The 25,311-nt window shown below is 69.7% G+C and carries 24 protein-coding genes; 7 read left to right on the top strand and 17 right to left on the bottom strand.

The window, feature by feature from the left end; translation table 11 throughout:
• Positions 1–29 precede the first annotated feature (29 nt).
• A complete protein-coding gene (locus ACIRF9_RS33665) occupies positions 30–1,514 on the top strand; it encodes an AlkA N-terminal domain-containing protein (protein ID WP_403829963.1) in 1,485 nt (494 codons plus the stop codon).
• A 9-nt stretch (positions 1,515–1,523) separates the two neighbouring features.
• Positions 1,524–2,009 (top strand): methylated-DNA--[protein]-cysteine S-methyltransferase, encoded by a 486-nt coding sequence (locus tag ACIRF9_RS33660; protein WP_403829923.1) that lies wholly within the window; start codon positions 1,524–1,526, stop codon positions 2,007–2,009.
• Between the two features lie 4 nt (positions 2,010–2,013).
• Here ACIRF9_RS33660 and ACIRF9_RS33655 read toward each other — a convergent pair whose 3' ends face one another.
• Positions 2,014–2,748 (bottom strand): MerR family transcriptional regulator, encoded by a 735-nt coding sequence (locus ACIRF9_RS33655; protein WP_403829922.1) that lies wholly within the window; start codon positions 2,746–2,748, stop codon positions 2,014–2,016.
• A gap of 15 nt (positions 2,749–2,763) precedes the next feature.
• Between ACIRF9_RS33655 and ACIRF9_RS33650 the strand changes: the two genes are divergently transcribed.
• Complete coding sequence (locus tag ACIRF9_RS33650) at positions 2,764–3,255, top strand: DUF6194 family protein (RefSeq protein WP_403829960.1); 492 nt, start codon at positions 2,764–2,766, stop codon at positions 3,253–3,255.
• On the opposite strand, the gene ACIRF9_RS33645 is transcribed toward ACIRF9_RS33650, so the two are convergent.
• On the bottom strand, positions 3,252–4,001 hold the full coding sequence (locus ACIRF9_RS33645) for an SIR2 family NAD-dependent protein deacylase (protein WP_403829919.1): 750 nt from the start codon (positions 3,999–4,001) through the stop codon (positions 3,252–3,254). The two genes, ACIRF9_RS33650 and ACIRF9_RS33645, sit on opposite strands and share 4 nt — an antisense overlap.
• A 95-nt stretch (positions 4,002–4,096) precedes the next feature.
• Positions 4,097–4,831 carry an SIR2 family NAD-dependent protein deacylase gene (locus tag ACIRF9_RS33640; protein ID WP_403829917.1) on the bottom strand — a complete coding sequence of 245 codons (735 nt, stop codon included), beginning with the start codon at positions 4,829–4,831 and terminating at the stop codon, positions 4,097–4,099.
• A gap of 438 nt (positions 4,832–5,269) precedes the next feature.
• Here ACIRF9_RS33640 and ACIRF9_RS33635 point away from each other — a divergent pair, with 438 nt between their 5' ends.
• Both ACIRF9_RS33635 and ACIRF9_RS33630 read left to right on the top strand, forming a co-directional pair.
• A complete protein-coding gene (locus tag ACIRF9_RS33635) occupies positions 5,270–5,686 on the top strand; it encodes a hypothetical protein (protein WP_403829915.1) in 417 nt (138 codons plus the stop codon).
• 492 nt (positions 5,687–6,178) lie between these two features.
• Positions 6,179–8,239: a restriction endonuclease gene (locus ACIRF9_RS33630; RefSeq protein WP_403829913.1), complete on the top strand. Its 2,061-nt coding sequence runs from the start codon at positions 6,179–6,181 to the stop codon at positions 8,237–8,239.
• A gap of 131 nt (positions 8,240–8,370) precedes the next feature.
• Here the strand turns inward: ACIRF9_RS33630 and ACIRF9_RS33625 are convergent, their stop codons facing one another.
• Positions 8,371–8,961, bottom strand: coding sequence for a hypothetical protein (locus tag ACIRF9_RS33625; RefSeq protein WP_403829911.1), 591 nt, complete (start codon positions 8,959–8,961; stop codon positions 8,371–8,373).
• Positions 8,962–9,081: 120 nt separating this feature from the next.
• Positions 9,082–9,297, bottom strand: coding sequence for a recombinase family protein (locus ACIRF9_RS33620; RefSeq protein WP_403829909.1), 216 nt, complete (start codon positions 9,295–9,297; stop codon positions 9,082–9,084).
• A 407-nt stretch (positions 9,298–9,704) separates the two neighbouring features.
• Between ACIRF9_RS33620 and ACIRF9_RS33615 the strand changes: the two genes are divergently transcribed.
• On the top strand, positions 9,705–9,905 hold the full coding sequence (locus ACIRF9_RS33615) for a type II toxin-antitoxin system VapB family antitoxin (RefSeq protein ID WP_403829906.1): 201 nt from the start codon (positions 9,705–9,707) through the stop codon (positions 9,903–9,905).
• A 17-nt stretch (positions 9,906–9,922) separates the two neighbouring features.
• Here ACIRF9_RS33615 and ACIRF9_RS33610 read toward each other — a convergent pair whose 3' ends face one another.
• Both ACIRF9_RS33610 and ACIRF9_RS33605 read right to left on the bottom strand, forming a co-directional pair.
• Positions 9,923–10,423: an NUDIX domain-containing protein gene (locus ACIRF9_RS33610; protein ID WP_403829904.1), complete on the bottom strand. Its 501-nt coding sequence runs from the start codon at positions 10,421–10,423 to the stop codon at positions 9,923–9,925.
• Positions 10,424–10,517: 94 nt separating this feature from the next.
• Positions 10,518–11,591 (bottom strand): ADP-ribosylglycohydrolase family protein, encoded by a 1,074-nt coding sequence (locus ACIRF9_RS33605; protein WP_403829902.1) that lies wholly within the window; start codon positions 11,589–11,591, stop codon positions 10,518–10,520.
• Between the two features lie 213 nt (positions 11,592–11,804).
• Between ACIRF9_RS33605 and ACIRF9_RS33600 the strand changes: the two genes are divergently transcribed.
• Positions 11,805–12,923, top strand: a complete 1,119-nt coding sequence (locus ACIRF9_RS33600; protein WP_403829957.1) for a glycerate kinase — start codon at positions 11,805–11,807, stop codon at positions 12,921–12,923.
• Positions 12,924–13,057: 134 nt separating this feature from the next.
• Here ACIRF9_RS33600 and pssA read toward each other — a convergent pair whose 3' ends face one another.
• The 10 genes from pssA to ACIRF9_RS33550 all read right to left on the bottom strand — a co-directional run bounded on the left by pssA (position 13,058) and on the right by ACIRF9_RS33550 (position 24,583).
• Positions 13,058–13,840, bottom strand: coding sequence for a CDP-diacylglycerol--serine O-phosphatidyltransferase (pssA, locus tag ACIRF9_RS33595; RefSeq protein WP_403829955.1), 783 nt, complete (start codon positions 13,838–13,840; stop codon positions 13,058–13,060).
• A 58-nt stretch (positions 13,841–13,898) separates the two neighbouring features.
• Positions 13,899–14,555, bottom strand: a complete 657-nt coding sequence (locus tag ACIRF9_RS33590) for a phosphatidylserine decarboxylase (protein WP_403829900.1) — start codon at positions 14,553–14,555, stop codon at positions 13,899–13,901.
• Positions 14,556–14,725: 170 nt separating this feature from the next.
• Positions 14,726–15,931: an acyl-CoA dehydrogenase family protein gene (locus ACIRF9_RS33585; protein ID WP_403829898.1), complete on the bottom strand. Its 1,206-nt coding sequence runs from the start codon at positions 15,929–15,931 to the stop codon at positions 14,726–14,728.
• A gap of 3 nt (positions 15,932–15,934) precedes the next feature.
• Positions 15,935–16,447, bottom strand: coding sequence for a MaoC family dehydratase (locus ACIRF9_RS33580; protein WP_403829896.1), 513 nt, complete (start codon positions 16,445–16,447; stop codon positions 15,935–15,937).
• 4 nt (positions 16,448–16,451) lie between these two features.
• On the bottom strand, positions 16,452–17,411 hold the full coding sequence (locus ACIRF9_RS33575; protein WP_062716550.1) for a CoA ester lyase: 960 nt from the start codon (positions 17,409–17,411) through the stop codon (positions 16,452–16,454).
• The gene (locus ACIRF9_RS33570) at positions 17,408–19,435 is read right to left on the bottom strand and encodes a protein meaA (protein WP_403829893.1); all 2,028 of its coding nucleotides are present in this window, start codon (positions 19,433–19,435) and stop codon (positions 17,408–17,410) included. Before ACIRF9_RS33570 ends, ACIRF9_RS33575 begins: the two co-directional genes overlap by 4 nt.
• Positions 19,436–19,452: 17 nt before the next feature.
• A complete protein-coding gene (ccrA, locus tag ACIRF9_RS33565; protein WP_403829891.1) occupies positions 19,453–20,796 on the bottom strand; it encodes a crotonyl-CoA carboxylase/reductase in 1,344 nt (447 codons plus the stop codon).
• Positions 20,797–21,220: 424 nt separating this feature from the next.
• Positions 21,221–22,036, bottom strand: a complete 816-nt coding sequence (locus ACIRF9_RS33560) for a TetR family transcriptional regulator (protein WP_403829889.1) — start codon at positions 22,034–22,036, stop codon at positions 21,221–21,223.
• 160 nt (positions 22,037–22,196) lie between these two features.
• Positions 22,197–24,002, bottom strand: coding sequence for a 3-hydroxyacyl-CoA dehydrogenase family protein (locus tag ACIRF9_RS33555; protein ID WP_403829887.1), 1,806 nt, complete (start codon positions 24,000–24,002; stop codon positions 22,197–22,199).
• A gap of 374 nt (positions 24,003–24,376) precedes the next feature.
• Complete coding sequence (locus ACIRF9_RS33550; RefSeq protein WP_403829885.1) at positions 24,377–24,583, bottom strand: hypothetical protein; 207 nt, start codon at positions 24,581–24,583, stop codon at positions 24,377–24,379.
• Between the last annotated feature and the right edge of the window lie 728 nt (positions 24,584–25,311).

Here is a 25,311-nt window from a genome sequence, read left to right as displayed (position 1 = left end):
TGGCCGATGCTGGACGCATGCAGAACGGGATGTACACCGACCGGGAGCGCTGTGTGCGTGCCGTGCAGTCGAAGGACGCACGGTTCGACGGGTGGTTCTTCACGGCGGTCCTGACCACGGGCATCTACTGCCGGCCGAGCTGCCCCGTCGTGCCGCCCAAGCCGGAGAACATGGTCTTCCAGCCGAGTGCGGCCGCCTGCCAGCAGGCCGGTTTCCGGGCCTGCAAGCGCTGCCGGCCGGACACCAGCCCGGGCTCCCCGGAGTGGAACCAGCGTGCCGACCTGGTCGCCCGCGCCATGCGGCTGATCGCCGACGGTGTCGTGGACCGGGACGGCGTTCCGGGCCTCGCCGCCCGCCTCGGCTACAGCACCCGCCAGATCGAGCGGCAGCTCCTCGCCGAACTCGGCGCGGGCCCCCTGGCGTTGGCCCGCGCCCAGCGCGCGCAGACCGCCCGCCTCCTCATCGAGACGACCGAACTGCCCATGGCGGACGTCGCGTTCGCCGCCGGCTTCGCCTCCGTCCGCACCTTCAACGACACCGTGCGCGAGGTGTTCGCGCTCTCCCCGAGCGATCTGCGCGCCCGCGTCCCGAAGAGGAACGCGGTGCGTCCGGTTCCGCCGGCCACCGGCTGCACGCTGCAGCTCCGGCTGCCGTTCCGTGCCCCGCTCAACCCCGACAACCTCTTCGGGCACCTCGCCGCGACCGGTGTGCCCGGTGTGGAGGAGTGGCGGGACGGAGCGTTCCGGCGCACGCTCCGTCTTCCGTACGGGCACGGAGTCGTCGCGCTCACCCCGCATCCCGACCACATCGGCTGCCGTCTCACCCTCAGCGACCTGCGGGACCTCACCGTCGCCATCAGCCGCTGCCGGCGCATGCTCGACCTCGACGCCGACCCGGTCGCCATCGACGACCAGCTGCGCACGGACCCGCTGCTCGCACCGCTGGTGGACAAGGCTCCCGGCCGCCGTGTGCCCCGCACGGTCGACGAGGCGGAGTTCGCCGTACGCGCCGTGCTGGGCCAGCAGGTGTCCACGGCGGCCGCCCGCACCCACGCGGCCCGGCTGGTCACCGCGTACGGCGACCCGGTCGACGACCCGGAGGGCGGCCTCACCCACCTCTTCCCGTCCCCCGAGGCGCTGGCCGCCGTCGACCCCGAGTCCCTGGCGATGCCCCGCTCCCGCCGCACCACGTTCACCACACTGGTGCGCCGACTGGCCGACAGCACAGTCCACTTGGGCCCCGAGAGTGACTGGCCGCAGACCAGGTCCGAGCTTCTCGCCCTCCCCGGCTTCGGCCCCTGGACCGTCGACGTCATCGCGATGCGCGCCCTCGGCGACCCCGACGCCTTCCTCCCCACCGACCTCGGAATCCGCCGCGCCGCACAGGAGTTGGGCCTGCCCTCCACCCCGGCGGCTCTCACGGCCCGTGCGACGGCCTGGCGCCCCTGGCGGGCGTACGCCGTCCAGTACCTGTGGGCGACGGACAGTCACCCGATCAACTTCCTGCCCGTGTAAGGACGTTCCATGAAGTGCCACAGCGTCATCGACAGCCCGTACGGTCCCCTCACCCTCGTCGCCGACGACGGCGTGCTGTGCGGCCTCTACATGACCGAGCAGCGACACCGTCCACCTGAGGAGAGCTTCGGCCCGCGCGACGACACCCTCTTCGGGGAGACCGAGGAACAGCTGGAGGCCTATTTCAAGGGCGCGTTGAAGGAGTTCACCGTCCCGCTCCTCCTCGACGGCGGCACCCCGTTCCAGCGCGCGGTGTGGGATCAGCTGCGGAAGATCCCGTACGGCGAGACCCGCTCCTACGGCGAACTCGCCGAGTTCCTCGGCAACCCGGGAGCCTCCCGGGCCGTGGGCCTGGCCAACGGCAAGAACCCGATCGGGATCATCGTCCCCTGCCACCGCGTCGTGGGCGCGAACGGCAGCCTCACCGGCTACGGCGGCGGCCTCGACCGCAAGCGGCGCCTGCTGGACTTCGAGAACGGCACGGCCCTGTTCTGACCGCTCAACTCCCGCAGACCGCCGCCAGGTCCGCGCCCGCCCGCAGCAGGGCCACGGTCCGGGCGGCGATCCGGTCGAGGCGCCGCCCCAGGACGCGCCCGGTCTCCTCCAGCCCGTCGAGCCGGTCGAGGGAGCCCATGATCTCGCGCACGGCGGGAATGCCGTACCCGCTGCTGCGGAGCGCCGCGACGACACGGGCCGCCCGGACCGCGGCGAGACCGTAGCGACGCGCCCGCAGCGAGGTCACCCGCTCGGGGGCGATCAGCCCCTCCTGCTCCCAGAACCGCAGCGTGGAGGGTCGGACCCCCAGCGCTCCGGCGAGCTCCGTGATCGTCATCGCGTCACCCTCGCGCTCGGACCCCCCTGCCCCCGCCCCCGCCTGGATCGCCCGCAACGCCTCCCGGGCGCGCAGCGCCTCGTCGCGCTCCCGCGCGAGCCGGACATGCACCTCGCTGATCGCCGCGGCCGCCTCCGCGAGCGTCTGCGTCCGCACCCTCGCGAGCAACTGCCTGGCCTCGACGGGCCCGACGGCCCCCGCGAGCCCGCGATAGGCGCGCAGCGCGCGGACATGCGCCGGCGTGTAGCACCGATAACCGTTGGCCGACCGGGCGGCCGGCGGAAGCACCCCCAACCGCTCCAGATCACGCACCTGCTGCACCGAGTACCCCGACTCCCGGGCGACGTCGACCGTACGCAACGGCTTCCCCCCAGCAACCCCACACCAGCACTTGAAGGTCATGCTCGAACCATGAGTATGGAACAGATCATCGCGACCGTACGATCCTTCGACGGCGCGCTCGTGGTCGTCCCGGCACCCGGTGGCGACCTTCCCGAGATCGCCTGGGGAGACGCGTTCTTCTCCTACGCCCCCGACGGCCGGACGCCGCGCCGGGGTCAGCCCTACGGGACGATCGTCACCAAGGACTACCCCGACGACACCGCCTCCGACCTCGACCCGCCGGGCCGTTGGCGGGTGAACATCGACGTCGACCGGCCGACCTTCCACGAGCTCACCGGAGAAGACCCACGCACCCTCACCCGCCCCCGCGACCACACGGCCACCGACCTGGTGATGCCGCACCCGGTCTACGGCGCGCTCGGCTGGATCTGCGTCGTCAACCCCGCCGAGAGAACCACGGACCTGGTCATCCGCCTCCTGCACCACGCCCACACCACTGCCCGCACCCGCTCCGAACGACACCCGAACCTCCGCCATGATCCGGGTCTCATGTCCTGGTCGCCCTAGTCGCCCTGGTCGCCCTGGTCGCCCTGGTCGCCGTCGTGGCCGCCCAGGGAGCCCAGCAGTCTGGGCAGGGCGGTGCCGATGGGTTCGCGTACGACCTCGTCGGCGATCTCGTCGTACGGGGTCGGTTCGGCGTTGATGACGGTGAGGCGGGCGCCGTGGTCGGCGGCGATGCCGGCGAGGCCGGCGGCGGGCTGGACCTGGAGGCTGCTGCCGACGGCGAAGAAGAGCTGGCAGGCCTTGGTGATGGCGACGGCCTCGGCGAGGACGACCGGGTCGAGGCGCTGGCCGAACATGACGGTCGCGGACTTCAGGATGCCGCCGCACTCCAGGCAGGGCGGGTCGTCCTCGCCGGCGTCGAGGCGGGCGAGCGCGTCCTCCATGGGGCCACGGGCGTGGCATTTGGTGCAGATGAACTGCCGTGCGCTGCCGTGGAGTTCGAGGACCTTGCGGGCGGGCAGTCCGGCGAGCTGGTGCAGTCCGTCGACGTTCTGTGTGATGACCCGCACCGGTACGCCGGAGCGCTCCAGGTCGACGATCGCCCGGTGGGCCGCGTTCGGCTCGGCCCGCAGGGCCCGGTTCTTGCGCCGCATCTGCCAGGACCGGCGCCGGATCTCCGGATCGCGCATGTAGTACTCGTACGTGACGAGCTTCTCCGCCTCCGGATCCCGCCGCCACAGTCCGCCTGGGCCGCGGTAGTCGGGGATGCCGGAGTCGCAAGGTATCGGTGGATGTAACAGGCTCCCCAAGGTCAGGGCGACGCTGCCGAGGGGAGCCGTGAACCGCTGTGTGATCCCCGGGCAGGCCTGAGGTCGCCTTGACTCCTGTGAGGGCAGAAGGCGCCTTACGCGCTCTCGCTCTCCAGGCTGCGGAGGAGCTGAGGCAGGGCGGTGCCGATGGGCTCGCGGATGACTTCGTCGGCGATGTCGTCGTACGGGGTCGGTTCGGCGTTGACGATGATCAGACGGGCCCCATGATCGGCGGCGACACCGGCGAGTCCAGCGGCGGGCTGTACTTGCAGGCTGGTGCCGACGGCAATGAACACAGTGCAAGCCTTGGTGATGGCGAGCGCATCGCCCAGAACGACCGGGTCGAGCCGCTCACCGAACATCACGGTGGCCGACTTGAGGATCCCGCCGCATTCCAGGCAGGGCGGGTCTTCTTCGCCGGCCTCCACGCGGGCAAGGGCGTCTTCCATCGGCCCGCGGGCATGACACTTGGTGCACACGACGCTGCGCGCGGTGCCGTGCAGCTCCAGTACCTTGCGGTCGGGCACGCCGGCGAGTTGATGGAGCCCGTCCACGTTCTGTGTGATCACCCGCACCGGGATCCCGGACTTCTCCAGCTCGGCGACAGCCAGGTGCGCGGCGTTCGGCTCGGCCCCCAGCGCCTCGCTCCGGCGCCGCATCTGCCACGAGCGCCGCCGGATCTCCGGGTCGCCCATGTAGTAGTCGTAGGTGACGAGCTTCTCCGCCTCCGGATCCCGCCGCCACAGCCCGTTCGGACCGCGATAGTCAGGGATCCCGGAATCGGTAGAGATGCCTGCACCGCTGAGGATGGCGAGGAGTGGCCTGTTCATGCAGGTGAGAGTAGGGCGCCTGCCTGCTCGGGGCGAACGGATATCCGGCGGACCGTGCCAGGAGATGCTCTCAGACGAATCCTGGGTTCTATCTGAGGGATCCGTACCAACCCAGCCTCCTTCGTGCGTCAAAAGCCTGAACGGGTCTGCGGGGTAGGCGGGACGGGAGTCAAGCTAACTGAGCCGTTAAGGACGAACGGGGGCGTCCTGCCCGGCTGGCCTTGCCCCGGCTCCGGTAGCCACGGAGGAGTAGCCCGCCCGAAGCTCGAAGCTCACCTACCGGCGGTGGCGCTGAGCATCACGCATGGCATCATGGCCGAATCCGGTGCAGCCTGGGCGCGATCGGGATTGCAGGACGTCAGCCGTCCTGGGGCGCACTTTCAGTCAAGCCAACCTCTCGGGGCATGATTCGCCGAACTTCACGACACGATTACAGGCATGGCGACTTCGGGGGCAAGAAGCAGTCGACTCGGTGGCTTGGGACAGTGGTGGGGCATCATTGCAGCCGCTCTTCTGATCGCAGCATGGATCAACAGGGCCGCGGGACCTGTGGTCGTCGCGACCCTGTCGGGGCTGGTGCTGATCTGGTGTTTCTTCCAAGCACCAGTGACATGCGGGGCCCCTGTCAGGGGAAGGGAAGACGGTTGCCGGAACAACGCAACAGGTCTTCTCATGGGTTGCCACATCCGCCAGCATCGCTGGCAGAAGCTGAAGATGCTGATCCTCCGCCGCCAAGTACGTGAGTTTTGCTCCGGCCTCTTCTCAGACGGTAAGGCCACTCTGGTCACCCTGGCCGCGCTGGGCAGCTTCCTCTCCGGGCTCGTGGCCTTCATCCCCGGCACGGCTCTCGGCTGACCTCCAGAGGGACTCGGACCCACAACGTCACGCGTGACCGTGTCGACCGCGTCTACGCGCTCCGCTTCCCAGACGATCTGCGAATGCTCGACCCACCCCGACGGCTCACCAGTCAGGCTAGGCACCACGCTCGATCAGCTGGCGTCCCAGAGATCGACATGTCCGCGTTCGCCCTCGTCGCTTCCCGTTGCGTTGAGGCGCGACCGGATGACGTGGATCAAGCCCTGTCAAGCCGTGTTCATGGTCCTTTCTGGGTCCGGCGCGCACTGCGAGACCAGCGCTGGGGAATGCGACCGTTTGGGTACTGCGGCCCGGCACGACCCTGGTTACCCTCCAGTCATGTTGACCTGCGGGGATGGACCGACCGTGCTTCCTTTGACGAGTGGATATGCGAGACGGTGATTGCTGGCTAGAGTCGTCTCGTTACAACTGGTTGTGGGGACAACCAAAGTGCCTTTCGGCTGCCAACGTCCTGGGGAGGGCCTGCAGCACATGAGTCGTCGCTCTACTGGTTTTGTTGGCGTCTGGGCTGAGATGCAACGGCAGCAGCAGCGCCAACTGGAAGCCGAAGCCAGACGGCGGAGACAGCAAGAACAGCAAGCGCGGGCCTACCAGCGGCGAGCTGCCCAGAGCCACCGCGACTACCGGCAGGCAGAGGCTCTGCGGCGCACGGAGGAGCTGGACGCGCAGGTTGCGTCGTTGCAAGGTCTCCTTGCCTCGGGCTGCCAGGCTCCGGCCTTCAGGGCTGCCTCTCTCATGCGAGCTGAGGAAGTCCAGCCCTTCGCTCCAGGACCATTGGCCCAGCCAGTGCCCATGCCGGATTTCAATCACTACCAAACGCAGAGCGGCTGGACTGCGAGTCGCCGGGCCCAGGCGCAGGCCGAAGCACGAGCGCGCTTCGAGCGGGACTGGCAGGCTGCCCAAACCGCGGAGGCTCACCGGCAGCAACAGCTTGCGTCGTACCAGCGGGAGTACCAACAGTGGGCCGATGCTCAGGTGGCTGATGTACGGCGGCACAACGCCGGCGTCGCGGCAATAACCGACGGCGTAAGGCGCCGGGATCCCGATTCCGTGATCGAGTACTTCTCTGCCGCTCTCTATGCCTCGACCGCATGGCCGGAAGGTTTCCCGCGCCAGGTGGCAGCAGCCTACGACCCTGCAGCCCGGCAACTGGTGCTGGATTGGGAGTTGCCTGCCTACAGCGTCGTGCCGGAGGTCAAGGCCGTTCGGTACATGTCCGGGGTCGACCAGGACAAGGAGACTCCCCGCCCAGTTGGCCAGCGCCGTGCCCTGTACAGGGAGGTTCTGGCTCAGTGCATGCTGCTTGTTCTGCACGAGCTGTTCGCCGCAGATGAGCTGGGTGCGCTTGAGTCAGTGACCTTGAACGGGTTTGTCGATGGGCATGACCCTATGACGGGCCGACCGGGCCATATCTTCCTTGCAACCGTCATGGCCTCGCGCTCATCGTTCCGTGACTTGCACCTGGCGCAGGTGGACGCAGGTAGTTGCCTGACTGACGCACTTCGCGGGCAGCTCTCGGCCCGACCGGATCAGCTCACGCCGGTACGGCCGAGTAGGCGGCCGCCAGATGTCGGGAACCGCGTTGTCGCCCACGGCAGCGATGAGGAGCCGGACCTGTTCGCCATGGACCCGATCGCCTTCGAGAACCTCGTTGCCGATCTCTTCCGGGCCATGGGGATGCAGGCGGTGACCACCCAGCGCTCCAACGATGGCGGTGTGGACGTCGACGCACTGGATCCCACACCGATCCGAGGCGGCAAGATCGTTGTTCAGGTGAAGCGCTACCGCAACACGGTGCCGCCCACCGCTGTGCGCGACTTGTACGGAACCGTGCAGGACGCCGGCGCCAACAAGGGCGTCCTCGTGACGACGTCAGGATTCGGCCCCGGCTCACACACCTTCGCCAACGGCAAGCCGTTGGAACTCATCTCGGGCCCCGAACTCGTAGACCTGTTGCATCGTCATGGGCTGCGTGGGCGGCTTGGTGACCGCGGTCGGCAAGTTCCAGCACAGCCGACGCCCTCCGTACCGGACACTCGGCTGCCAGACGATTACAACGTCTTGGGCATGTCATGGACCGGAAGCGTCGCCTTGGACGTGTGTGCCCTCGTCTGCCGCGGCAACCGCGTCCTCAGTGACGATCACTTCGTCTTCTTCAACAACCCTCAGACGCCGGACGGCTCAGTGCGTGCTCTCCCCGCCACCGCACCTGACAAGGCCGCAATCTGTGTCTCCTTCGACGGATTGCCCGATGAGGCTGACCGGTTCGTACTCGTGGCGGCCATCGACCCAGAGGTCAACCCGGACGCCGACCTCTCTGGCTTCACGGACGCCAGCATCCGCCTGCTCGATCCGGGACTGGTTGAGCTGGGACAGCTTGAGGTCTCCGACGGTCGGCCGCGTGAAACCGCCTTGGTACTCGGCTCCTTCCGCCGAAGGTCGAACGGAGACTGGGACTTCGTGCTGGGCGGCAAAGGCTACATGGGCGGCTTGGAGGAACTCGTTCAGGATTTCGGCATCGAGGTGGAGTAGCTCAACCTGGGCCAGAGCCGCTGCGCTGGATGAGGGTTGGGAACGCGGTTTGATGATCCATGTCAAGCCACGCTCATAGACCTTTCCAGGGCATGTTCAAGAAGTCGACCGGACTGGCGGAGCCGCGCCCCTCACCAGCCGTTCTGGGCGTCCCCCAGCAGGGTGCTGCTGAGGTGTGCAGCGAGTTTCTCTGCCCGTGGAAGATCGCCCCAATTGTCGACGTGGACGAAGACGGTGTGGTGGTCGGCCGGCTGCGACCAGTTGACGTCGTCGCCGTTGAAGCGAACCTCCACACCGTCGTACTTGGCAGCGCCGTACGACTCCGTCTCTGCGTCGTCCGGCCACCTGCCGTGCCAGCCGATCGAGGCCATTCCCTTCCCCACGGCTCGCACGAACTGGTCCTCCACGGTGCCCCGTTGAACGTAGTGCAGGACGGACAGAGGCAGTTCTGGCTCCAGAGCGGAGTCCTCCGCGGCGGTGATCGCCAAGCTGAATTCCGAATAGTCATGTGTCACTGGGTCCATTCGGGGACGTTCGTGGTCGAAGTCGGCGTCGGGCAGCACCGCCGCCATCCGTCGTGCGTCCTCGACAGTCAGTAGAACGGCCATCAGGGTCACCTCGTCGTCGTGCTCCTCCAGCAGGGCGCTCAGGCGCAGTGCCTGCGTCCATGCCTCGACGGCTTCGGTGGTATGGAAGACGGGATACGCCCGCGAGTTACCCATGCGCCCCACTCTCACACGGGGCAAAGAATGCGTTGCAAGCGGGCCTCTGTCTGGGGGCCTGTCGGCTTAGTTCGTCGAAGAGGCTGTGAACGCGGCTTGATGATCCATGTCAAGCCTCGTTCACGCCCTTGTGGCGATACTCCTCTCGAGCGTGCCCGTGATGTCGATGATCGGACGGTGGAAGTTCTCGACGACCTCGATGGCGTCTTCGAGGTGCCGGTTGTCGCGTGTCAGGCGGTCGATGTCGTAAACGATCAGACCGTCCAGCCGCTGACCGTCCGGGGCCGTGCCGCGCTTCAGGTCGTCCAAGGCACCCTCGAACACGGGCCGGATCACGCGATAGGCGACAGTGCCGTCCGGCAGGCGTACCCGCTTGCGCTTCCAGGCCGACGTGTCGGGTTCCTCGTACGTGTAGACGTACCGGTCGCCACTTGCCGCTGCCGCCGGCGGGCTGACCCGCTGTCCGGACCGGAAGCGGCGCGGTCGGCTCCTCGTCGTCCGCTTCCAGGGAGAGCCGGACCAGCCCCGCCCAGTTCTGTCCTTCTAAGTCACCCCAGTGCGCTCGCTGTACTAAGTCATCCGTCATGGCGCGAGGTTACTTCTGCGGATGCTCTGCTCCGTGGAGACACCGGCCCCGGTGAGGACGGCGACGAGGGGCTTGCTCATGTGATCGAGGGTAGATCGGCGGATCCGGGTGCGGCGAACGGATATCCGGGCGCCGGGGCTGCTGCTACCGTCCCGCCATGGCCAAGGTCACCGTCTCCCTCGACGCCGAACTCGTCGTCGAGGTCATGGTTCTCTCCGGCGTCGGCAGTCCCCAGGACGCCGTCGAGCTCGTCGTCCGCGACTACATCGAGCGCGGTCATCGCACGGAGGCCCGGACCGCCGTACGCGACGAGGCGCTGCGCGAGGTGGACGGCAAGCCCCGGGACACCCAGGGCTGAGTCCGCGTGCCGGGAGGTCAGCCGGCGCGGTGGCCGTTCTCCAGCTCGACCGGTCCCGACCCGTCCTCGAGCACGTCCAGCGCGGCCAGGACCCGGCGGCCCAGCGAGCCCAGCAGATGGTCGGTGATCTGCTCGCGGGGGACCAGCCGCCAGGACAGCAGCTCCTCCTCCTGCAGCCGGATCGCCTTGAGGTCGTCCTCGTCGAGGACTCCACCGTCGTAGAGGTACGCCACGAGCGGCGGCCGGCCCGGGCCGATCACCCAGTCCACCGCGAGCAGCCGCCCGAGCGGACGGTCGAGGCCGATCTCCTCCAGCGTCTCGCGGCGCGCGCCCTGGCGCGGGGACTCGTTCTGGTCGGACTCGATGGTGCCGCCCGGCAGCGCCCAGCCGTCGCGGTAGTTGGGTTCGACGAGCAGGACCCGCCCCTCCGCGTCCCGGAAGAGCGCGGCGGCGCCGGCCAGGACGCGGGGCAGGGAGGCGATGTACGCGGCGAAGTCGGAGGCGCTGGAAGTAGTCACCTCCGCAGGGTATCCAGCCCGGCCCGGCCGCCTCCGCCAAGTTCATCCGTACGTACGACAGTCCGCCCGTGCCGTGTTCGCCGGGCCGGGCGGGCTAGACCTTCGTCGCCACGAGTCGCACCGTCCGCTCCGCCAGCTCGCTGATCCGTACGCCGTCGAAGCCGAACACCGCGCTGTGCACGGTGTCCTCCAGCGGCTCCGTCCACCGGTCGGGGATCGCCCGCGCGCCGCTCAGGACGCCGGCCACCGAACCGGCCGTGGCCCCGTTGGAGTCGGTGTCCAGGCCCCCGCGCACGGTGAGCGCGAGGGTGCGGGTGAAGTCGCCGTCGCCGTACAGCAGTCCGGCGGTGAGGACGGCGACGTTCGGGACGGTGTGGATCCAGCCGAGTCCGGCCGTCTCCCCGGCCATCGTGGTGAGGGTGTCCTCCCAGGCCAGGCCCGTGTCGTGGAGGGCGCTGACGCGGCGTACGGTCCGGGCGAGGCGGCTGCTCGCCGGTACGACGGCCAGCGCCTCGTCGAGCGCGTCGCGCACCGTCGGCGCGGTGAACGCCGCCGCGATCAGCGCCGCCGCCCACATGGCGCCGTAGACGCCGTTGCCGGTGTGCGAGAGCACCGCGTCCCGGCGGGCCAGGTCAGCGGCGCGGCGCGGGGCACCGGGGCAGGTCCAGCCGTAGACGTCGGCGCGGATGAGGGCGCCGATCCACTCCTGGTAGGGGTTGTCGTACGTCGCCGTCAGCGGCGGCTTGAGGCCGTTCGCGAGGTTGCGGTACGCGGCGCGTTCCGCGGTGAACGTCTGCAGGTACGGCAGCCGCAGCAGCCACAGGTCGCCGACCTGCTCGGTGCTGAACCCGAAGCCGTGGGTCTCCAGCAGGTCCAGGCCGAGGATCGCGTAGTCGACGTCGTCGTCACGGCAGCTGCCGTGGATGCGGCCGCGCACGCACTGGCGCCACTCGGGGCGCAGCCGCAGGCGGTCCTCCTCGGTGGGCGGCTCGGGCAGGTAGTCGGTGAGCGGCAGGGCGCCGGTGCGCCGCAGGTAGCTCTCGATGCGCTCGCGGGTCCACACCTCGCCCTGCTCGACCGGCTTGCCGAGCATGTTGCCGGCGATCCGGCCCAGCCAGCCGCCGAGCACGCGGTCCGCGAGCTCCGGCTCGGTGCCCACAGGGGTCATGGCTCCGGTTTACCCGATTCCGGGGGCTCCCGCGCGGGTTTCGGCGGTGCCCACAGGCGGCCCTCAGGCTGTTCCAGGGTGCGGGCATCGCATGACGCAGAGGGCGTCCTCCGGTTAAGGTCGCTGCGGCGCGACTGGCCCTGACGTGCGCGGGGCCCGGAGAGCAAGGGGATGGAAACGGTGGCGGACGCTGCAGCGCAGGGCACCCGGCGGGTGCTCGTGGCCGCGGACAAGTTCAAGGGGTCGCTGACGGCCGTACAGGTCGCCGAGCGGGTGACGGCCGGGCTGCGCCGAGTCGTGCCGGACGTCGAGGTGGAGGCCCTGCCGGTCGCCGACGGCGGCGACGGCACGGTCGACGCGGCGGTCGCGGCCGGGTTCGAGCGCCGGGAGGTACGGGTCGCCGGGCCCCTCGGGCACGAGGTCACCGCCGCGTTCGCGCTGCGCGGCGACACCGCCGTGGTGGAGATGGCGGAGGCGAGCGGTCTGCAGCGGCTGCCGGCCGGCGTCTTCGCGCCGCTCACCGCGTCGACGTACGGCTCCGGAGAGCTGCTGCGGGCCGCGCTGGACGCGGGCGTGCGGACGATCGTGTTCGGGGTCGGCGGCAGCGCCACCACGGACGGCGGCGCGGGCATGCTGTCCGCGCTCGGCGCGCGGTTCCTGGACGAGGACGGGGAGCCGGTGGCACCGGGCGGCGGCGGGCTCGCCGACCTGGCGCGGGCCGACCTGTCGGGGCTGGACCCGCGGCTCGCGTCCGTGGAGCTGATCCTCGCGAGCGACGTCGACAACCCGCTGACCGGGCCGAAGGGCGCGCCGGCGGTCTACGGGCCGCAGAAGGGCGCCTCCCCGGACGACGTCGAGGCGCTGGACGCGGCGCTCGCGCACTACGCGGAGGTGCTGGAGGCCGCCGTCGGACCCGAGGCGGCGGAGTACGCGGCCGCGCCGGGCGCGGGGGCCGCGGGTGGTATCGGGTACGGCGCTCTGCTGCTCGGCGCCCGGTTCCGGGCCGGTATCGAGGTCATGCTCGACGTGCTGGGCTTCGCGCCGGCCCTGGAGCGGGCGGAGCTGGTGATCACCGGGGAGGGGTCGCTGGACGAGCAGACCCTGCACGGCAAGGCGCCCGCCGGGGTCGCCGCGGCGGCCCGCGCGGCCGGCAAGGAGGTCGTCGCCGTGTGCGGGCGGCTGGCGCTGCCGCCCGAGGCGCTGGGGCGCGCCGGGATCCGCCGGGCGTACCCGTTGACGGAGATCGAGCCGGACGTCTCCGCGTGCATCGCGGACGCGGGCCCGATCCTGGAGCGGGTCGCCGAGCGAATCGCCCGGGACTTCCTGAGCTGACGGCACCGCCGGCCCACCCAGGGGCGCGGGGAACTGCGCGAAAGGCCACGACGGCGCCGCAGACGACGCCAAGCAGACGACGCCAAAGCGAGGGGCCCCGGACCAACAGGTCCGGGGCCCCTCGACACGTGCCGCTACGGCAACTGCGCCGCCCGCGCCTCGCGGCGGTTGTCGCGGAAGTTGTTCACCCGGCGGGCCGTGGCGAACAGCGGGATGACCGCGCCCATGACCAGCTGCAGGGCGCAGCCCGTCTGGAGGAGGAGCTGGCCGCTGGGAGCGTCGAAGGCCCAGGCGGCCAGGAGGCCCATCGACAGCACGATCCAGGCGAGCATCGCGCCGGCGAGGCGGCCCCGCGGCTTCGGGTACTCCACCCGGCTCACCATCAGCCAGGCGGTGCCCAGGATGGCGAGGAGCGTCGCCACGAAGGGCAGCTCCAGCAGCACGATCGAGACGACCGTCAGCGCGCCGAACGGCGAGGGCATGCCCTGGAACATGCCGTTCCTCGGGGTGACGCACGAGAAGCGCGCCAGGCGCAGCACGACGGCCAGGAGCACCACGATTGCCCCCACCGCCGCCACCCGCTGGTGCGCGTCGTCGGCGACCATGCCGTAGACGAGGACGAAGTACGCCGGAGCCAGACCGAAGCTGATCAGGTCCGAGAGGTTGTCCAGCTCGGCGCCCATGGGGGAGCTGCGGAGCTTGCGCGCCACCAGGCCGTCGAACAGGTCGAAGACCGCCGCGCAGAGCATCAGGATGACCGCCGTGGCCGCGCTGTGGCGGGCCATGCCGGACTCCTGGCTGCCCGTGAGGTGCGGGATCAGGATGCCGGTGGTGGTGAAGTACACCGCCATGAAGCCGCACGTGGCGTTGCCGAGGGTGAGGGTGTCCGCTATCGAGAGGCGGAGAGAGAGGGGCATCTCCTCGTCGTCGTCCGCCTCGTCGGCCTCGGGAACCCAGCCCGCCTGCGTCTCCGGGTCAATCACGGTCAATGCGAGTCACCCCCGCTACGGTCTTCTGCCCGACCTCGACGTCGACCTCGACGCCCTCCGGCAGGTAGATGTCGACGCGCGAGCCGAAGCGGATCAGGCCGATCCGCTCGCCCTGCTCGACCTTCGTTCCCTCGGGGATGTAGGGGACGATGCGGCGGGCGACGGCACCGGCGATCTGGATCATCTCGATGTCACCGAGCTCGGTGTCGAAGTGCCAGACGACGCGCTCGTTGTTCTCGCTCTCCTTGTTGAACGCGGGAACGAAGCCGCCGGGGATGTGCTCGACCGACGTCACCGTGCCGGCCAGCGGCGCGCGGTTGACGTGGACGTTGAGCGGGCTCATGAAGATCGCGACCCGGGTCCGTCCGTCCTTCCACGGCATGATGCTCTGCACCACTCCGTCGGCGGGGGAGATGACCCGGCCCGGGGCGATCTCGCGCTCGGGGTCGCGGAAGAACCACAGCATGCCCGCCGCGAGAGCGGTGGCGGGCACGGCGACGGCCTTGGCGACGCCCGAGCGGCGGGCGCGGACCAGGCTGACGGCTGCGGTGGCGACGGTCGGCAGAAGCCACGGCGATGCTCCGCGCGCGAGGCGTGCGCCTACCAGGCGGTCGCGGTGTGCAGAGGTTTGGCTGTGGGGCATGGATGACCTTCGTAGCGGACGATGCCGCGCTTCGACGGGGGACGGCGGCTTTCCGGCGATCGTAGCGGTTCGGGGGCGTAACTGGGTAAGCCAGGAAGCCGAGTCGGCACGCGGGGGAAGTTGACGGGGTGTGATCTTCTTCTCGAAGAAAACACCCCCAACCCGGACATCTATCCCTGGAACCGATACTCTTCGAGCAGTCGGCGCCCGATGATCATTTTCTGGATTTCGGCGGTACCTTCACCGATCAGCAGCATCGGGGCCTCGCGGTAGAGGCGCTCGATCTCGTACTCCTTGGAGAACCCGTACCCGCCGTGGATCCGGAAGGCGTCCTCCACGACCTCCTTGCAGTACTCGGAGGCGAGGTACTTCGCCATCCCCGCCTCGAGGTCGTTTCGTTCGCCGGAGTCCTTTTTGCGTGCCGCGTTCACCATCATGGCATGAGCGGCCTCGACCTTGGTAGCCATCTCGGCGAGCTTGAACTGGATCGCCTGGTGCTGGGCGATCGGCTTGCCGAAAGTGTGACGCTGCTGGGCGTACTGGACGCCCAGCTCGAACGCACGCTGAGCGACACCGCAGCCACGCGCCGCCACATTCACGCGGCCCACCTCGACGCCGTCCATCATTTGGTAAAAACCTCGGCCGGTGACCCCTCCGAGCACCCGATCGGCGGGAAGCCGCAGGCCATCCATGATCAGCTCGGTGGTGTCGACGCCCTTGTAGCCCATCTTCTCGATCTTGCCGGGGATCGTGAGGCCGGGGCGGACCTCGCCGAAGCCGGGCTCCTTCTCGATCAGGAAGGTCGTCATCGACTTGTGGGGCGCGGTGCCCTGCGGGTGTCCTTCGTCACTTCGGACCAGAACGGCCACCAGCGACGACGTACCGCCGTTCGTCAGCCACATCTTCTGACCGTTCAGGACGTACTCCTCGCCGTCCTGCACCGCCTTCGACGTGATCGCGGACACGTCCGAGCCCAGGCCCGGCTCCGACATCGAGAACGCGCCCCGGATGTCGCCGGCCGCCATCCTCGGCAGGAAGTGGTCCTTCTGCTCCTGCGTGCCGTGCTGCTTGAGCATGTACGCCACGATGAAGTGGGTGTTGATGATCCCGGAGACGGACATCCAGCCGCGGGCGATCTCCTCGACGCACAGGGCGTAGGTGAGGAGCGACTCGCCCAGACCCCCGTACTCCTCGGGGATCATCAGGCCGAACAGGCCCAATTCCTTGAGGCCGTCGACGATCTGCTGCGGGTACTCGTCGCGGTGCTCCAGCTCGGTCGCGACCGGGATGATCTCCTTGTCCACGAAGTCGCGGACGGTGGCGAGGATCTCCTGCTGGATGTCGGTCAGACCGGCGGTCTGGGCGAGACGGGCCATGGCTTACTTCTCCTGCGACTTGAGCTCGGGGCGGCCGGGCTGCTCGCCGCCGCGCTCCTTGATGTACGTCTCGGTCGGCACCATCACCTTGCGGCGGAACACGCACACGAGCGTGCCGTCCTGCTTGTAGCCCTTGGTCTCGACGTAGACGATGCCGCGGTCGTTCTTCGACTTGGACGGCCACTTGTCGAGCACGGTCGTCTCGCCGTAGATCGTGTCGCCGTGGAAGGTCGGCGCCACGTGCCTGAGCGACTCGATCTCCAGGTTGGCGATCGCCTTGCCGGAGACGTCCGGGACGGACATGCCGAGCAGCAGCGAGTAGATGTAGTTCCCGACCACCACGTTCTTGCCGAAGTCCGTCGTGTTCTCGGCGTAGTTGACGTCCATGTGGAGCGGGTGGTGGTTCATGGTGAGGAGACAGAACAGGTGGTCGTCGTACTCCGTGACCGTCTTGCCCGGCCAGTGCTTGTACGTCGCCCCGACCTCGAACTCCTCGTAGGTGCGCCCGAACTGCATCGCGTCACGCCTCCGGGATCTCGAACTTGCTGGTGCGCTGCATGCCGGCCGCGCGGCCCTTGCCGGAGATGACGAGCGCCATCTTGCGGCTGGCCTCGTCGATCATCTCGTCGCCGAGCATCGCGGAGCCCTTCTTGCCGCCCGCCTCGGACGTGTAGTAGTCGTACGCGTCCAGGATCAGCTCGGCGTGGTCGTAGTCCTCCTGGGACGGCGAGAAGATCTCGTTGGACGCCTCGACCTGGCCCGGGTGCAGCACCCACTTGCCGTCGAAGCCGAGCGCCGCGGCGCGCTGGGCGACCTCGCGGTAGCCGTCGATGTTGCGGATCTGCAGGTAGGGGCCGTCGATCGCCTGGAGGTTGTTGGCGCGGGCCGCCATCAGGATCTTCATCAGGATGTAGTGGTAGGCATCCGCCGGGTAGCCGGGCGGCTGCTCGCCCACGACCAGCGACTTCATGTTGATGGACGCCATGAAGTCGGCGGGGCCGAAGATGATCGTCTCGACGCGCTGGGAGGCCGTGGCGATCTCGTTGACGTTGTTGAGGCCCTGGGCGTTCTCGATCTGCGCCTCGATGCCGATCTTCCCGACCTCGAAGCCCATCGTCTTCTCGATCTGCGTCAGCAGGAGGTCCAGGGCCACGACCTGCTGGGCCGTCTGCACCTTCGGCAGCATGATGCAGTCGAGGTTCTGGCCGGCGCCCTCGACGACCGTGACGACGTCGCGGTACGTCCACTCGGTCGTCCAGTCGTTGACGCGCACGACCCTGGTCTTGCCGGTCCAGTCGCCCTCGTTGAGGAACTTGACGATGGTGTGCCGCGCCTCGGGCTTGGCGAGCGGCGCGCACGCGTCCTCGAGGTCGAGGAAGACCTGGTCCGCCGGGAGCCCCTGCGCCTTCTCCAGGAAGCGCGGGTTGCTGCCCGGAACGGCGAGACACGAACGCCGCGGACGAAGACGGTTGACGGTCATGCGGGGACCTCCAGGGGGTCGAGCTTGTTCGCTTTCCGGATCTCGTCGACGATGCGGCCGATGATTCCGGTGATGTCGAAGTCCTTCGGGGTGAAGACCGCGGCCACTCCGGCTGCCCTGAGCTGCTCGGCGTCACCATTCGGGATGATGCCACCGGCGATCACGGGTATATCTGTGGCACCGGCCACACGCAGCCGTTCGAGGACGTCCGGCACCAGCTGCGCGTGCGAGCCGGAGAGGATCGACAGGCCGACCGCGTGCACGTCCTCCTCGAGGGCCGCGTCCACGATCTGCTCCGGCGTCAGCCGGATCCCCTGGTAGACCACCTCGAAGCCGGCGTCACGCGCGCGTACGGCGATCTGCTCGGCGCCGTTGGAGTGCCCGTCCAGGCCCGGCTTGCCGACCAGGAAGCGCAGCTTGCCGGTGCCGAGGTCCCGCGCCGTCAGATCGACCCTGCGGCGCACCTCGGACAGCGCCGAGCCCTCCTCGGCGGGGACCGCGACCGGCGCCGAGGAGACACCGGTCGGCGCGCGGAACTCGCCGAACACCTCGCGCAGGGCCCCGGCCCACTCGCCGGTCGTGACCCCGGCGCGGGCGCACTCCAGGGTGGCCTCCATCAGATTGTCGGTGCCCTTGGCGGCCTCCTTCAGCCGCTCCAGCGCCTTGCACGGACGCGGGTGGTTGAAGGGCGGCTGGTAGCGGGTGTCGCGCCAGTTCTGGAGCGAGGCGATGACCCGGGCCTCGACGGCCGGGTCGACCGTCTGGATCGCCGTGTCGAGATCGGCGGTCAGGGGATTGGTCTCGGTCGTCTCGAAGATGTTGACGCCGACGATCTTCTCCCGGCCGGACTCGATCCGGGCGCGCCGCTCGGCGTGCGAGGAGACGAGCTGCGACTTCAGGTAGCCCGACTCGACGGCGGCCATCGCGCCGCCCATCTCCTGGATCCGCTCGATCTCCGCGAGCGAGTCCTCGACGAGTCCCGCGACCTTCGCCTCGATGACGTGGGAGCCCTCGAAGATGTCCTCGTACTCCAGCAGGTCGCTCTCGTGGGCGAGGACCTGCTGGATGCGCAGGCTCCACTGCTGGTCCCAGGGGCGGGGCAGGCCCAGGGCCTCGTTCCACGCCGGGAGCTGCACGGCACGCGCGCGGGCGTCCTTGGAGAGGGTGACGGCCAGCATCTCGAGCACGATCCGCTGGACGTTGTTCTCCGGCTGCGCCTCGGTCAGCCCGAGGGAGTTGACCTGGACGCCGTACCGGAAGCGGCGCTGCTTGGGGTTCTCGATGCCGTACCGCTCACGGGTGACGCGGTCCCAGATGCGGCCGAAGGCGCGCATCTTGCACATCTCCTCGATGAAGCGGACGCCCGCGTTCACGAAGAAGGAGATCCGGGCGACCACGTCGCCGAACTTCTCGGCCGGCACCTGGCCCGAGTCGCGGACGGCGTCCAGCACCGCGATGGCGGTGGACATCGCGTACGAGATCTCCTGGACCGGCGTGGCGCCCGCCTCCTGCAGGTGGTAGCTGCAGATGTTGATCGGGTTCCACTTCGGGATGTGGGAGACCGTGTACGCGATCATGTCCGTCGTCAGCCGCAGCGACGGCCCCGGCGGGAACACGTGCGTGCCCCGGGACAGGTACTCCTTGACGATGTCGTTCTGGGTCGTGCCCTGGAGCTGGGTGATGTCCGCGCCCTGCTCCTCCGCGACGACCTGGTAGAGCGCCAGCAGCCACATGGCGGTGGCGTTGATGGTCATCGAGGTGTTCATCTGCTCCAGGGGGATGTCCTGGAACAGCCTGCGCATGTCACCGAGGTGGGCCACCGGCACACCGACCCGGCCGACCTCGCCGCGGGCGAGGACGTGGTCGGAGTCGTAGCCGGTCTGCGTCGGCAGGTCGAACGCCACCGACAGACCCGTCTGACCCTTGGCGAGGTTGCGCCGGTACAGCTCGTTGGACGCCTCGGCCGTGGAGTGACCGGCGTACGTGCGCATGAGCCACGGCCGGTCCTTCTGACGCTCAGTCATCTATGACCTCGGGTGTCTCAGATGTTGCGGAAGCGGTTGATGGCGTCGAGGTGCTTGGCGCGCATCTCTTCGTCGCGCACGCCCAGTCCCTCCTCGGGGGCCAGGCACAGGACGCCGACCTTGCCCTGGTGGAGGTTGCGGTGCACGTCGTACGCGGCCTGGCCGGTCTCCTGGAGGGAGTAGACCTTCGACAGCGTCGGGTGGATCTTGCCCTTCGCGATCAGCCGGTTGGCCTCCCAGGCCTCGCGGTAGTTGGCGAAGTGCGAGCCGATGATCCGCTTCAGGGACATCCACAGGTAGCGGTTGTCGTACTCGTGCATGTATCCCGAGGTCGAGGCGCAGGTGGTGATGGTGCCGCCCTTGCGGGTGACGAAGACGGAGGCGCCGAAGGTCTCGCGGCCGGGGTGCTCGAAGACGATGTCGATGTCCTCGCCGCCGGTGAGCTCACGGATGCGCTTGCCGAAGCGCTTCCACTCCTTGGGGTCCTGGGTCTGCTCGTCCTTCCAGAACTTGTAGCCCTCGGCGTTGCGGTCGATGATCGCCTCGGCGCCCATGGACCGGCAGATCTCCGCCTTCTGGGGGCTGGAGACGACACAGATCGGGTTGGCGCCGCCGGCCAGCGCGAACTGCGTGGCGTACGAGCCCAGGCCGCCGCTGGCGCCCCAGATCAGCACGTTGTCGCCCTGCTTCATGCCGGCGCCGTTGCGGGAGACCAGCTGCCGGTAGGCGGTGGAGTTGACCAGGCCCGGGGCGGCGGCCTCCTCCCAGCTGAGGTGGCCCGGCTTCGGCATCAGCTGGTTGGACTTCACGAGCGCGATCTCGGCGAGGCCGCCGAAGTTCGTCTCGAAGCCCCAGATGCGCTGCTCCGGGTCGAGCATCGTGTCGTTGTGGCCGTCGGAGGACTCCAGCTCGACGCTGAGGCAGTGCGCGACGACCTCGTCACCGGGCTTCCAGGCGTTGACGCCGGGGCCGGTGCGCAGGACGACGCCCGCGAGGTCGGAGCCGATGATGTGGTACGGCAGGTCGTGCCGCTTGGTGAGCTCGCTGAGGCGGCCGTAGCGCTCCAGGAAGCCGAAGGTCGACAGCGGCTCGAAGATCGAGGTCCACACGGAGTTGTAGTTGACCGAGGAGGCCATGACGGCCACCAGGGCCTCGCCCGGGCCGAGCTCGGGCAGGGGGACCTCGTCGAGGTGGATCGACTTGCGCGGGTCCTTGTCGCGGGTCTCGAGGCCCGCGAACATCTCGGTCTCGTCCTTGTGCACGGTGATCGCGCGGTACGACTCGGGGAGCGGCAGGGCGGCGAAGTCGGCCGGCGTCGATTCCGGCGACTGGATCGCGTCCAGGATGTCCTGAGTGGTCACGGTGTTGCCTCCGGCGGTGAGCGCCCTGAGGGCGGGGCGCTGAGGGTTACGTCGGTGTGCTGCTGAGGGTTGGGAGAAGTGCCGTCGGTTCGGCGGTGGTGCTGTTCGGCAGCGCTTTGTGGCGCGGGAGGTTGCCTGTGACGCAGGCGTCCGGGCGCGCAGGCCGTCGGCTTGCGGGGACAGCCGGCGTACGAAAGGTCTCTGCACGCCGGCCGCCCGGACTCCTTCAACGTATGACACCCCGTGTCAGGCCGCAAGGCACTGAGTGCCAGGACTTGCTCTCAGCTGAAATCTTTACGTAACAAATGAGCGATGATCGATCGAACAGGCTCTGAAATCCGCGCGAAAAGGGGCTCTGACATGCCAAAACGGCCACCCGGTGGGGTGGCCGTCATCACAGGGGATCTTCGGTGGTGAGGGTGGCTCAGCGCTCCTTGAGCGCCTGTTCGATGGTGCGCATGACCTCGTCCAGCGGGGCGTCGGTGCGGGCGACCGTCACCAGCACCTCGCCCTGGGCGGAGACCGCCGCGGGGGCCTGCTGCGCGGGGGCGGCGCCGTTGCGTCCCGCTCCGATGCCGGTCCCGAAGGTCCGGCGGACGATCGCGAAGGCGTGGTCGAGCTGGGCCTCGACGTCGCCCTGCCCGCCGGCCCGCAGCCAGCGGCGCAGCACGTGGTTGTGGGCGGTGACCACGGCGGAGGCGGCGACCTCGGCGAGCAGCGGGTCGTCGTTGGCGTCGTCGTCGTGCGCGTGCTCGTCGAAGTGGCCGAGGAGGTAGCGGGTGAAGAGGCGCTCGTAGCGGGCCACGGAGGCGATCTCCGCCTCGCGCAGGGTGGGCACCTCGCGCGTGAGCTTGTAGCGGGCGACCGAGATCTCCGGCCGGGCCGCGTACATCTTCATGACCTCCTTGATGCCGCGGCACACGGTGTCGAGGGGGTGCTCGTGCGCCGGTGCCGCGTTGAGGACGGCCTCGGCGCGGATCAACGTGTCGTCGTGGTCGGGGAAGATGGCCTCTTCCTTGGAGCGGAAGTGGCGGAAGAAGGTGCGGCGGGCGACGCCGGCCGCGGCCGCGATCTCGTCGACGGTGGTCGCCTCGTACCCCTTGGTGGCGAACAGCTCCATGGCCGCGGCCGCCAGTTCGCGGCGCATCCTGAGCCGCTGTGCGGCCGCGCGGCTGCCCGCGGCACTCTCCGGTGCGTCGGGCGTGGCTGGTGTACGTGGGGACCTGGCGGGCTGGGACATGACCCGAACGTACTGCATGTGCGCAGCTCGATGCGCAGGTCCGGGGTTTCCCCCGCCTGTGGGAGGCGGGGGAGCGCCGGGCCGGGCGGGCGGGAGAGGCCCGCCCGGATCGAGCAGTCCGCCCCAGTCCCGGTCGCCTTCGAACCAGTCGCCGGCGCCGTCAGCGGCGGGCATATTCGCGGAAGCCACGGCCGGTCTTGCGGCCGAGGCAGCCCGCGGCCACCAGGTGCTCCAGGAGCGGGGCCGGGGCGAGTCCCGGGTCGCGGAACTCGCGGTGCAGGACCTTCTCGATCGCCAGGGAGACATCGAGCCCGACGACGTCCAGCAGTTCGAACGGGCCCATCGGGTAGCCGCCGCCCAGCTTCATGGCGGCGTCGATGTCGTCGAGAGACGCATAGTGTTCCTGCACCATCTTGATCGCGTTGTTGAGGTACGGGAACAGCAGGGCGTTCACGATGAAGCCCGCACGGTCACCGCAGTCGACGGCGTGCTTCTTGATCCGTCCGCACACCTCGTGGACCGTCGCGTGGACGTCCTCGGCCGTCAGCACCGTACGGACGACCTCGACCAGCTTCATCGCCGGCGCCGGGTTGAAGAAGTGCATCCCGATGACGTCCTGCGGACGCGAGGTGGCGCGGGCGCAGGCGACGACCGGCAGCGACGAGGTGGTGGTCGCCAGGACGGCACCCGGCTTGCAGACCTTGTCCAGCGTCGCGAACAGCTGCTGCTTGATCTCCAGGTCCTCGGCGACCGCCTCGACGGCCAGGTCGACGTCGGCGAAGGCTTCATAGGACCCGGCCGGGGTGATCCGCTCCAGGGTCTGGGCGGCGGCCTCGGCGGTCATCCGGCCCTTGTCGACCGAGCGCGCGAGGGACTTGCCGATGCGGGCCTTCGCCGTCTGCGCCTTCTCCTCGCTGCGGGCGGCCAGGACGACGTCGTAACCCGCCTTGGCGAACACCTCGGCGATACCGGAGGCCATGGTCCCGGAGCCGGCGACGCCGACACCGCGGATCTCGCGGCCGGGGGTGCCGGACCCGCCGGCGACGGGCGTCAGCGCGTCCGGGACGACGGTCGCGCTGCCCGGCGCCTCGTACGTGTAGAAGCCCCGGCCCGACTTACGGCCCGTCAGTCCCGCCTCGCTGAGCTGCTTGAGGATCGGGGCCGGTGCGTGCAGCCGGTCGCGGGACTCGGCGTACATGGCCTCCAGGACCGTACGGGCGGTGTCGACGCCGATCAGGTCGAGCAGGGCGAGCGGGCCCATCGGCAGGCCGCAGCCGAGCCGCATCGCGGCGTCGATGTCCTCGCGGGAGGCGTAGCGCGCCTCGTACATCGCGGCGGCCTGGTTGAGGTAGCCGAACAGCAGCCCGTCCGCGACGAATCCGGGGCGGTCGCCGACCGCGACCGGCTCCTTGCCGAGGTCCAGGGCGAGGTTGGTGACGGCGGTGACGGCGGTGGGCGCGGTCAGCACCGAGGAGACGACCTCGACCAGCTTCATCGCCGGCGCCGGGTTGAAGAAGTGCAGGCCCAGCACGCGTTCCGGGCGCGCCGACTCGGCGGCGAGCCGGGTGACCGACAGGGCGTTCGTGCCGGTCGCGAGGATCGTCTCAGGCCGCACGATCCCGTCCAGCTCACGGAAGATCTGCTGCTTGATCTCGTACGACTCCGGAGCCACCTCGATCACCAGGTCGGCGTCGGCCGCCGCGCGCAGGTCGGTGGCGGTGCGGATCCGGGCGAGGGCGTCGGCGCGCTCCTGCTCGGTCAGCCGGCCGCGCTGCACGGCGCGGGCGGTGGAGGCTTCCAGGGCGGCGAGCGAGCGCGCCGCCTGGGCCTCGCTGATGTCGATGCCGATCACCTCACGGCCGGCCTTGGCCAGGACCTCGGCGATGCCGGTGCCCATGGTGCCGAGGCCGACGACGGCGATCGTCCGGAGCGGGGACAGAGGGGTGTCGGAGAGGGGAGTGGCCATCGCGGGACTCCAGAAGAAGAGGGTGACGACTGGGAACGCCCCCGGGTGCGCCGAGGGAACCTCTGCGAGGCCTGGGCGCACCGGGTGCGGAAAGGAGTGCGGGTGGTGCCGGGCTACAAGCGCACACGCCCGGTGCCGGTCGCCATGGGCGCGCACAACGCCCACCGTGCGAACGGGAGATCCGACCGGCCCTGTCCCGTGGCCGGGTCGTACATCGGTACGAAGTACCGAACCGACTGCTCTCGCGGAGGCTGCGTCACCAGGCCACCGCGAGGAGGTGAAGCGAGTGGGTGACTCGCTCGTATGAGCTTAACCGGTGGGTAACGAGCACGCCAGCCCTGGGGAGTGTGACCTGTTCCGCACCGATGCGCGCGTCAGGAGCCGCCGTCCGAGGTGGCCTTGCGGCGGAGGTGGAGACAGACGGGGACGCCGGCGGCGACTCCGGTCATGCAGACACCCGCCAGCGCGAAGAACCCGTTGGCGAGCGGGGAGTGGTCCAGCATCCGGGGGATGCCCAGGCCGACGCAGACGAGGGCAGCGGTGACCAGCAGGGCGAGGAGGGTCTCGAGGGCGAGGAGCACCCGGCGCCAGGGGCGCGCCGGAGGCCGACCGGCCGCCGCGCCGGGGTCCTGGTCGAGGTGGGGCGCGGAAGCGGGACCGGAAGCGGGACCGGAAGCGCGCGCGGGATCCGGCGCGGATGCGGGACCGGATTCGAGGTCGGAGCCGCGGGCGGGACCGGAGTCGGAAGCGAGGTCGGCACCGGATCCGGCACTGGATCCGGCACCGGATCCGGGGGTGCGGCCGGAGTCGGATCCGGAGGCGGCGCCCGAGCCGGAGGCGGCGCCCGAGCCGGAGGCGGCGCCGGAGTCGGATACGGGGCCGGAGTCGGATACGGGGCCGGAGTCCGATGCGGGCGCGGCGTCGGATACGGGACTGGAGTCCGATGCGGGCGCGGCGTCGGATACGGGACTGGAGTCCGATGCGGGCGCGGAATCGGATACGGGACTGGAGTCCGATGCGGGCGCGGAATCGGATACGGGACCGGAGTCCGATGCGGGCGCGGAATCGGATCCGGGGGCGGCGTCCGGGTCGGGCGCGGGCCGCGGGTCGGTCTCGGGTGTCGTGCGGGCGCGGGGTATGCCCGCCCTCGTCGCGTTGCTGCATCGTGCGACGGTCTTGTTCCGGGGGGTGCCGTGGGTCGCCATCGTCGTGCTCTCTGTTCTCGCGGCGGGGCGTGGGTGGTGCGGTGGGGCGCCGGAGACCGCCGCTCCGTGGCCGGGGCCGGGAGCGGCGGCTCCGTCATGACGTC

Origin of the sequence: Streptomyces sp. NPDC096132 (assembly GCF_044763345.1) — a bacterium.
Classification (GTDB): domain Bacteria; phylum Actinomycetota; class Actinomycetes; order Streptomycetales; family Streptomycetaceae; genus Streptomyces.
Note: the sequence above shows the minus strand (reverse complement) of the source record. Positions and strands in the feature narration are given on the sequence as shown.

Coding starts and splice junctions, on each gene's coding strand:
- ACIRF9_RS33615 (WP_403829906.1), top strand. CDS start 9,705: ATGGCCAAGGTCACCGTCTCCCTCGACGCCGAACTCGTCGTCGAGGTC.
- ACIRF9_RS33665 (WP_403829963.1), top strand. CDS start 30: ATGTACACCGACCGGGAGCGCTGTGTGCGTGCCGTGCAGTCGAAGGAC.
- ACIRF9_RS33650 (WP_403829960.1), top strand. CDS start 2,764: ATGGAACAGATCATCGCGACCGTACGATCCTTCGACGGCGCGCTCGTG.
- ACIRF9_RS33575 (WP_062716550.1), bottom strand. CDS start 17,411: ATGACCGTCAACCGTCTTCGTCCGCGGCGTTCGTGTCTCGCCGTTCCG.
- ACIRF9_RS33590 (WP_403829900.1), bottom strand. CDS start 14,555: ATGCCCCACAGCCAAACCTCTGCACACCGCGACCGCCTGGTAGGCGCA.
- ACIRF9_RS33555 (WP_403829887.1), bottom strand. CDS start 24,002: ATGGCCACTCCCCTCTCCGACACCCCTCTGTCCCCGCTCCGGACGATC.
- ACIRF9_RS33605 (WP_403829902.1), bottom strand. CDS start 11,591: ATGACCCCTGTGGGCACCGAGCCGGAGCTCGCGGACCGCGTGCTCGGC.
- ACIRF9_RS33630 (WP_403829913.1), top strand. CDS start 6,179: ATGAGTCGTCGCTCTACTGGTTTTGTTGGCGTCTGGGCTGAGATGCAA.
- ACIRF9_RS33570 (WP_403829893.1), bottom strand. CDS start 19,435: ATGACTGAGCGTCAGAAGGACCGGCCGTGGCTCATGCGCACGTACGCC.
- ACIRF9_RS33560 (WP_403829889.1), bottom strand. CDS start 22,036: ATGTCCCAGCCCGCCAGGTCCCCACGTACACCAGCCACGCCCGACGCA.
- pssA (WP_403829955.1), bottom strand. CDS start 13,840: ATGCCCCTCTCTCTCCGCCTCTCGATAGCGGACACCCTCACCCTCGGC.
- ACIRF9_RS33655 (WP_403829922.1), bottom strand. CDS start 2,748: ATGACCTTCAAGTGCTGGTGTGGGGTTGCTGGGGGGAAGCCGTTGCGT.
- ACIRF9_RS33625 (WP_403829911.1), bottom strand. CDS start 8,961: ATGGGTAACTCGCGGGCGTATCCCGTCTTCCATACCACCGAAGCCGTC.
- ACIRF9_RS33635 (WP_403829915.1), top strand. CDS start 5,270: ATGGCGACTTCGGGGGCAAGAAGCAGTCGACTCGGTGGCTTGGGACAG.
- ACIRF9_RS33580 (WP_403829896.1), bottom strand. CDS start 16,447: ATGCAGTTCGGGCGCACCTACGAGGAGTTCGAGGTCGGGGCGACGTAC.
- ACIRF9_RS33585 (WP_403829898.1), bottom strand. CDS start 15,931: ATGGCCCGTCTCGCCCAGACCGCCGGTCTGACCGACATCCAGCAGGAG.
- ACIRF9_RS33640 (WP_403829917.1), bottom strand. CDS start 4,831: ATGAACAGGCCACTCCTCGCCATCCTCAGCGGTGCAGGCATCTCTACC.
- ACIRF9_RS33660 (WP_403829923.1), top strand. CDS start 1,524: ATGAAGTGCCACAGCGTCATCGACAGCCCGTACGGTCCCCTCACCCTC.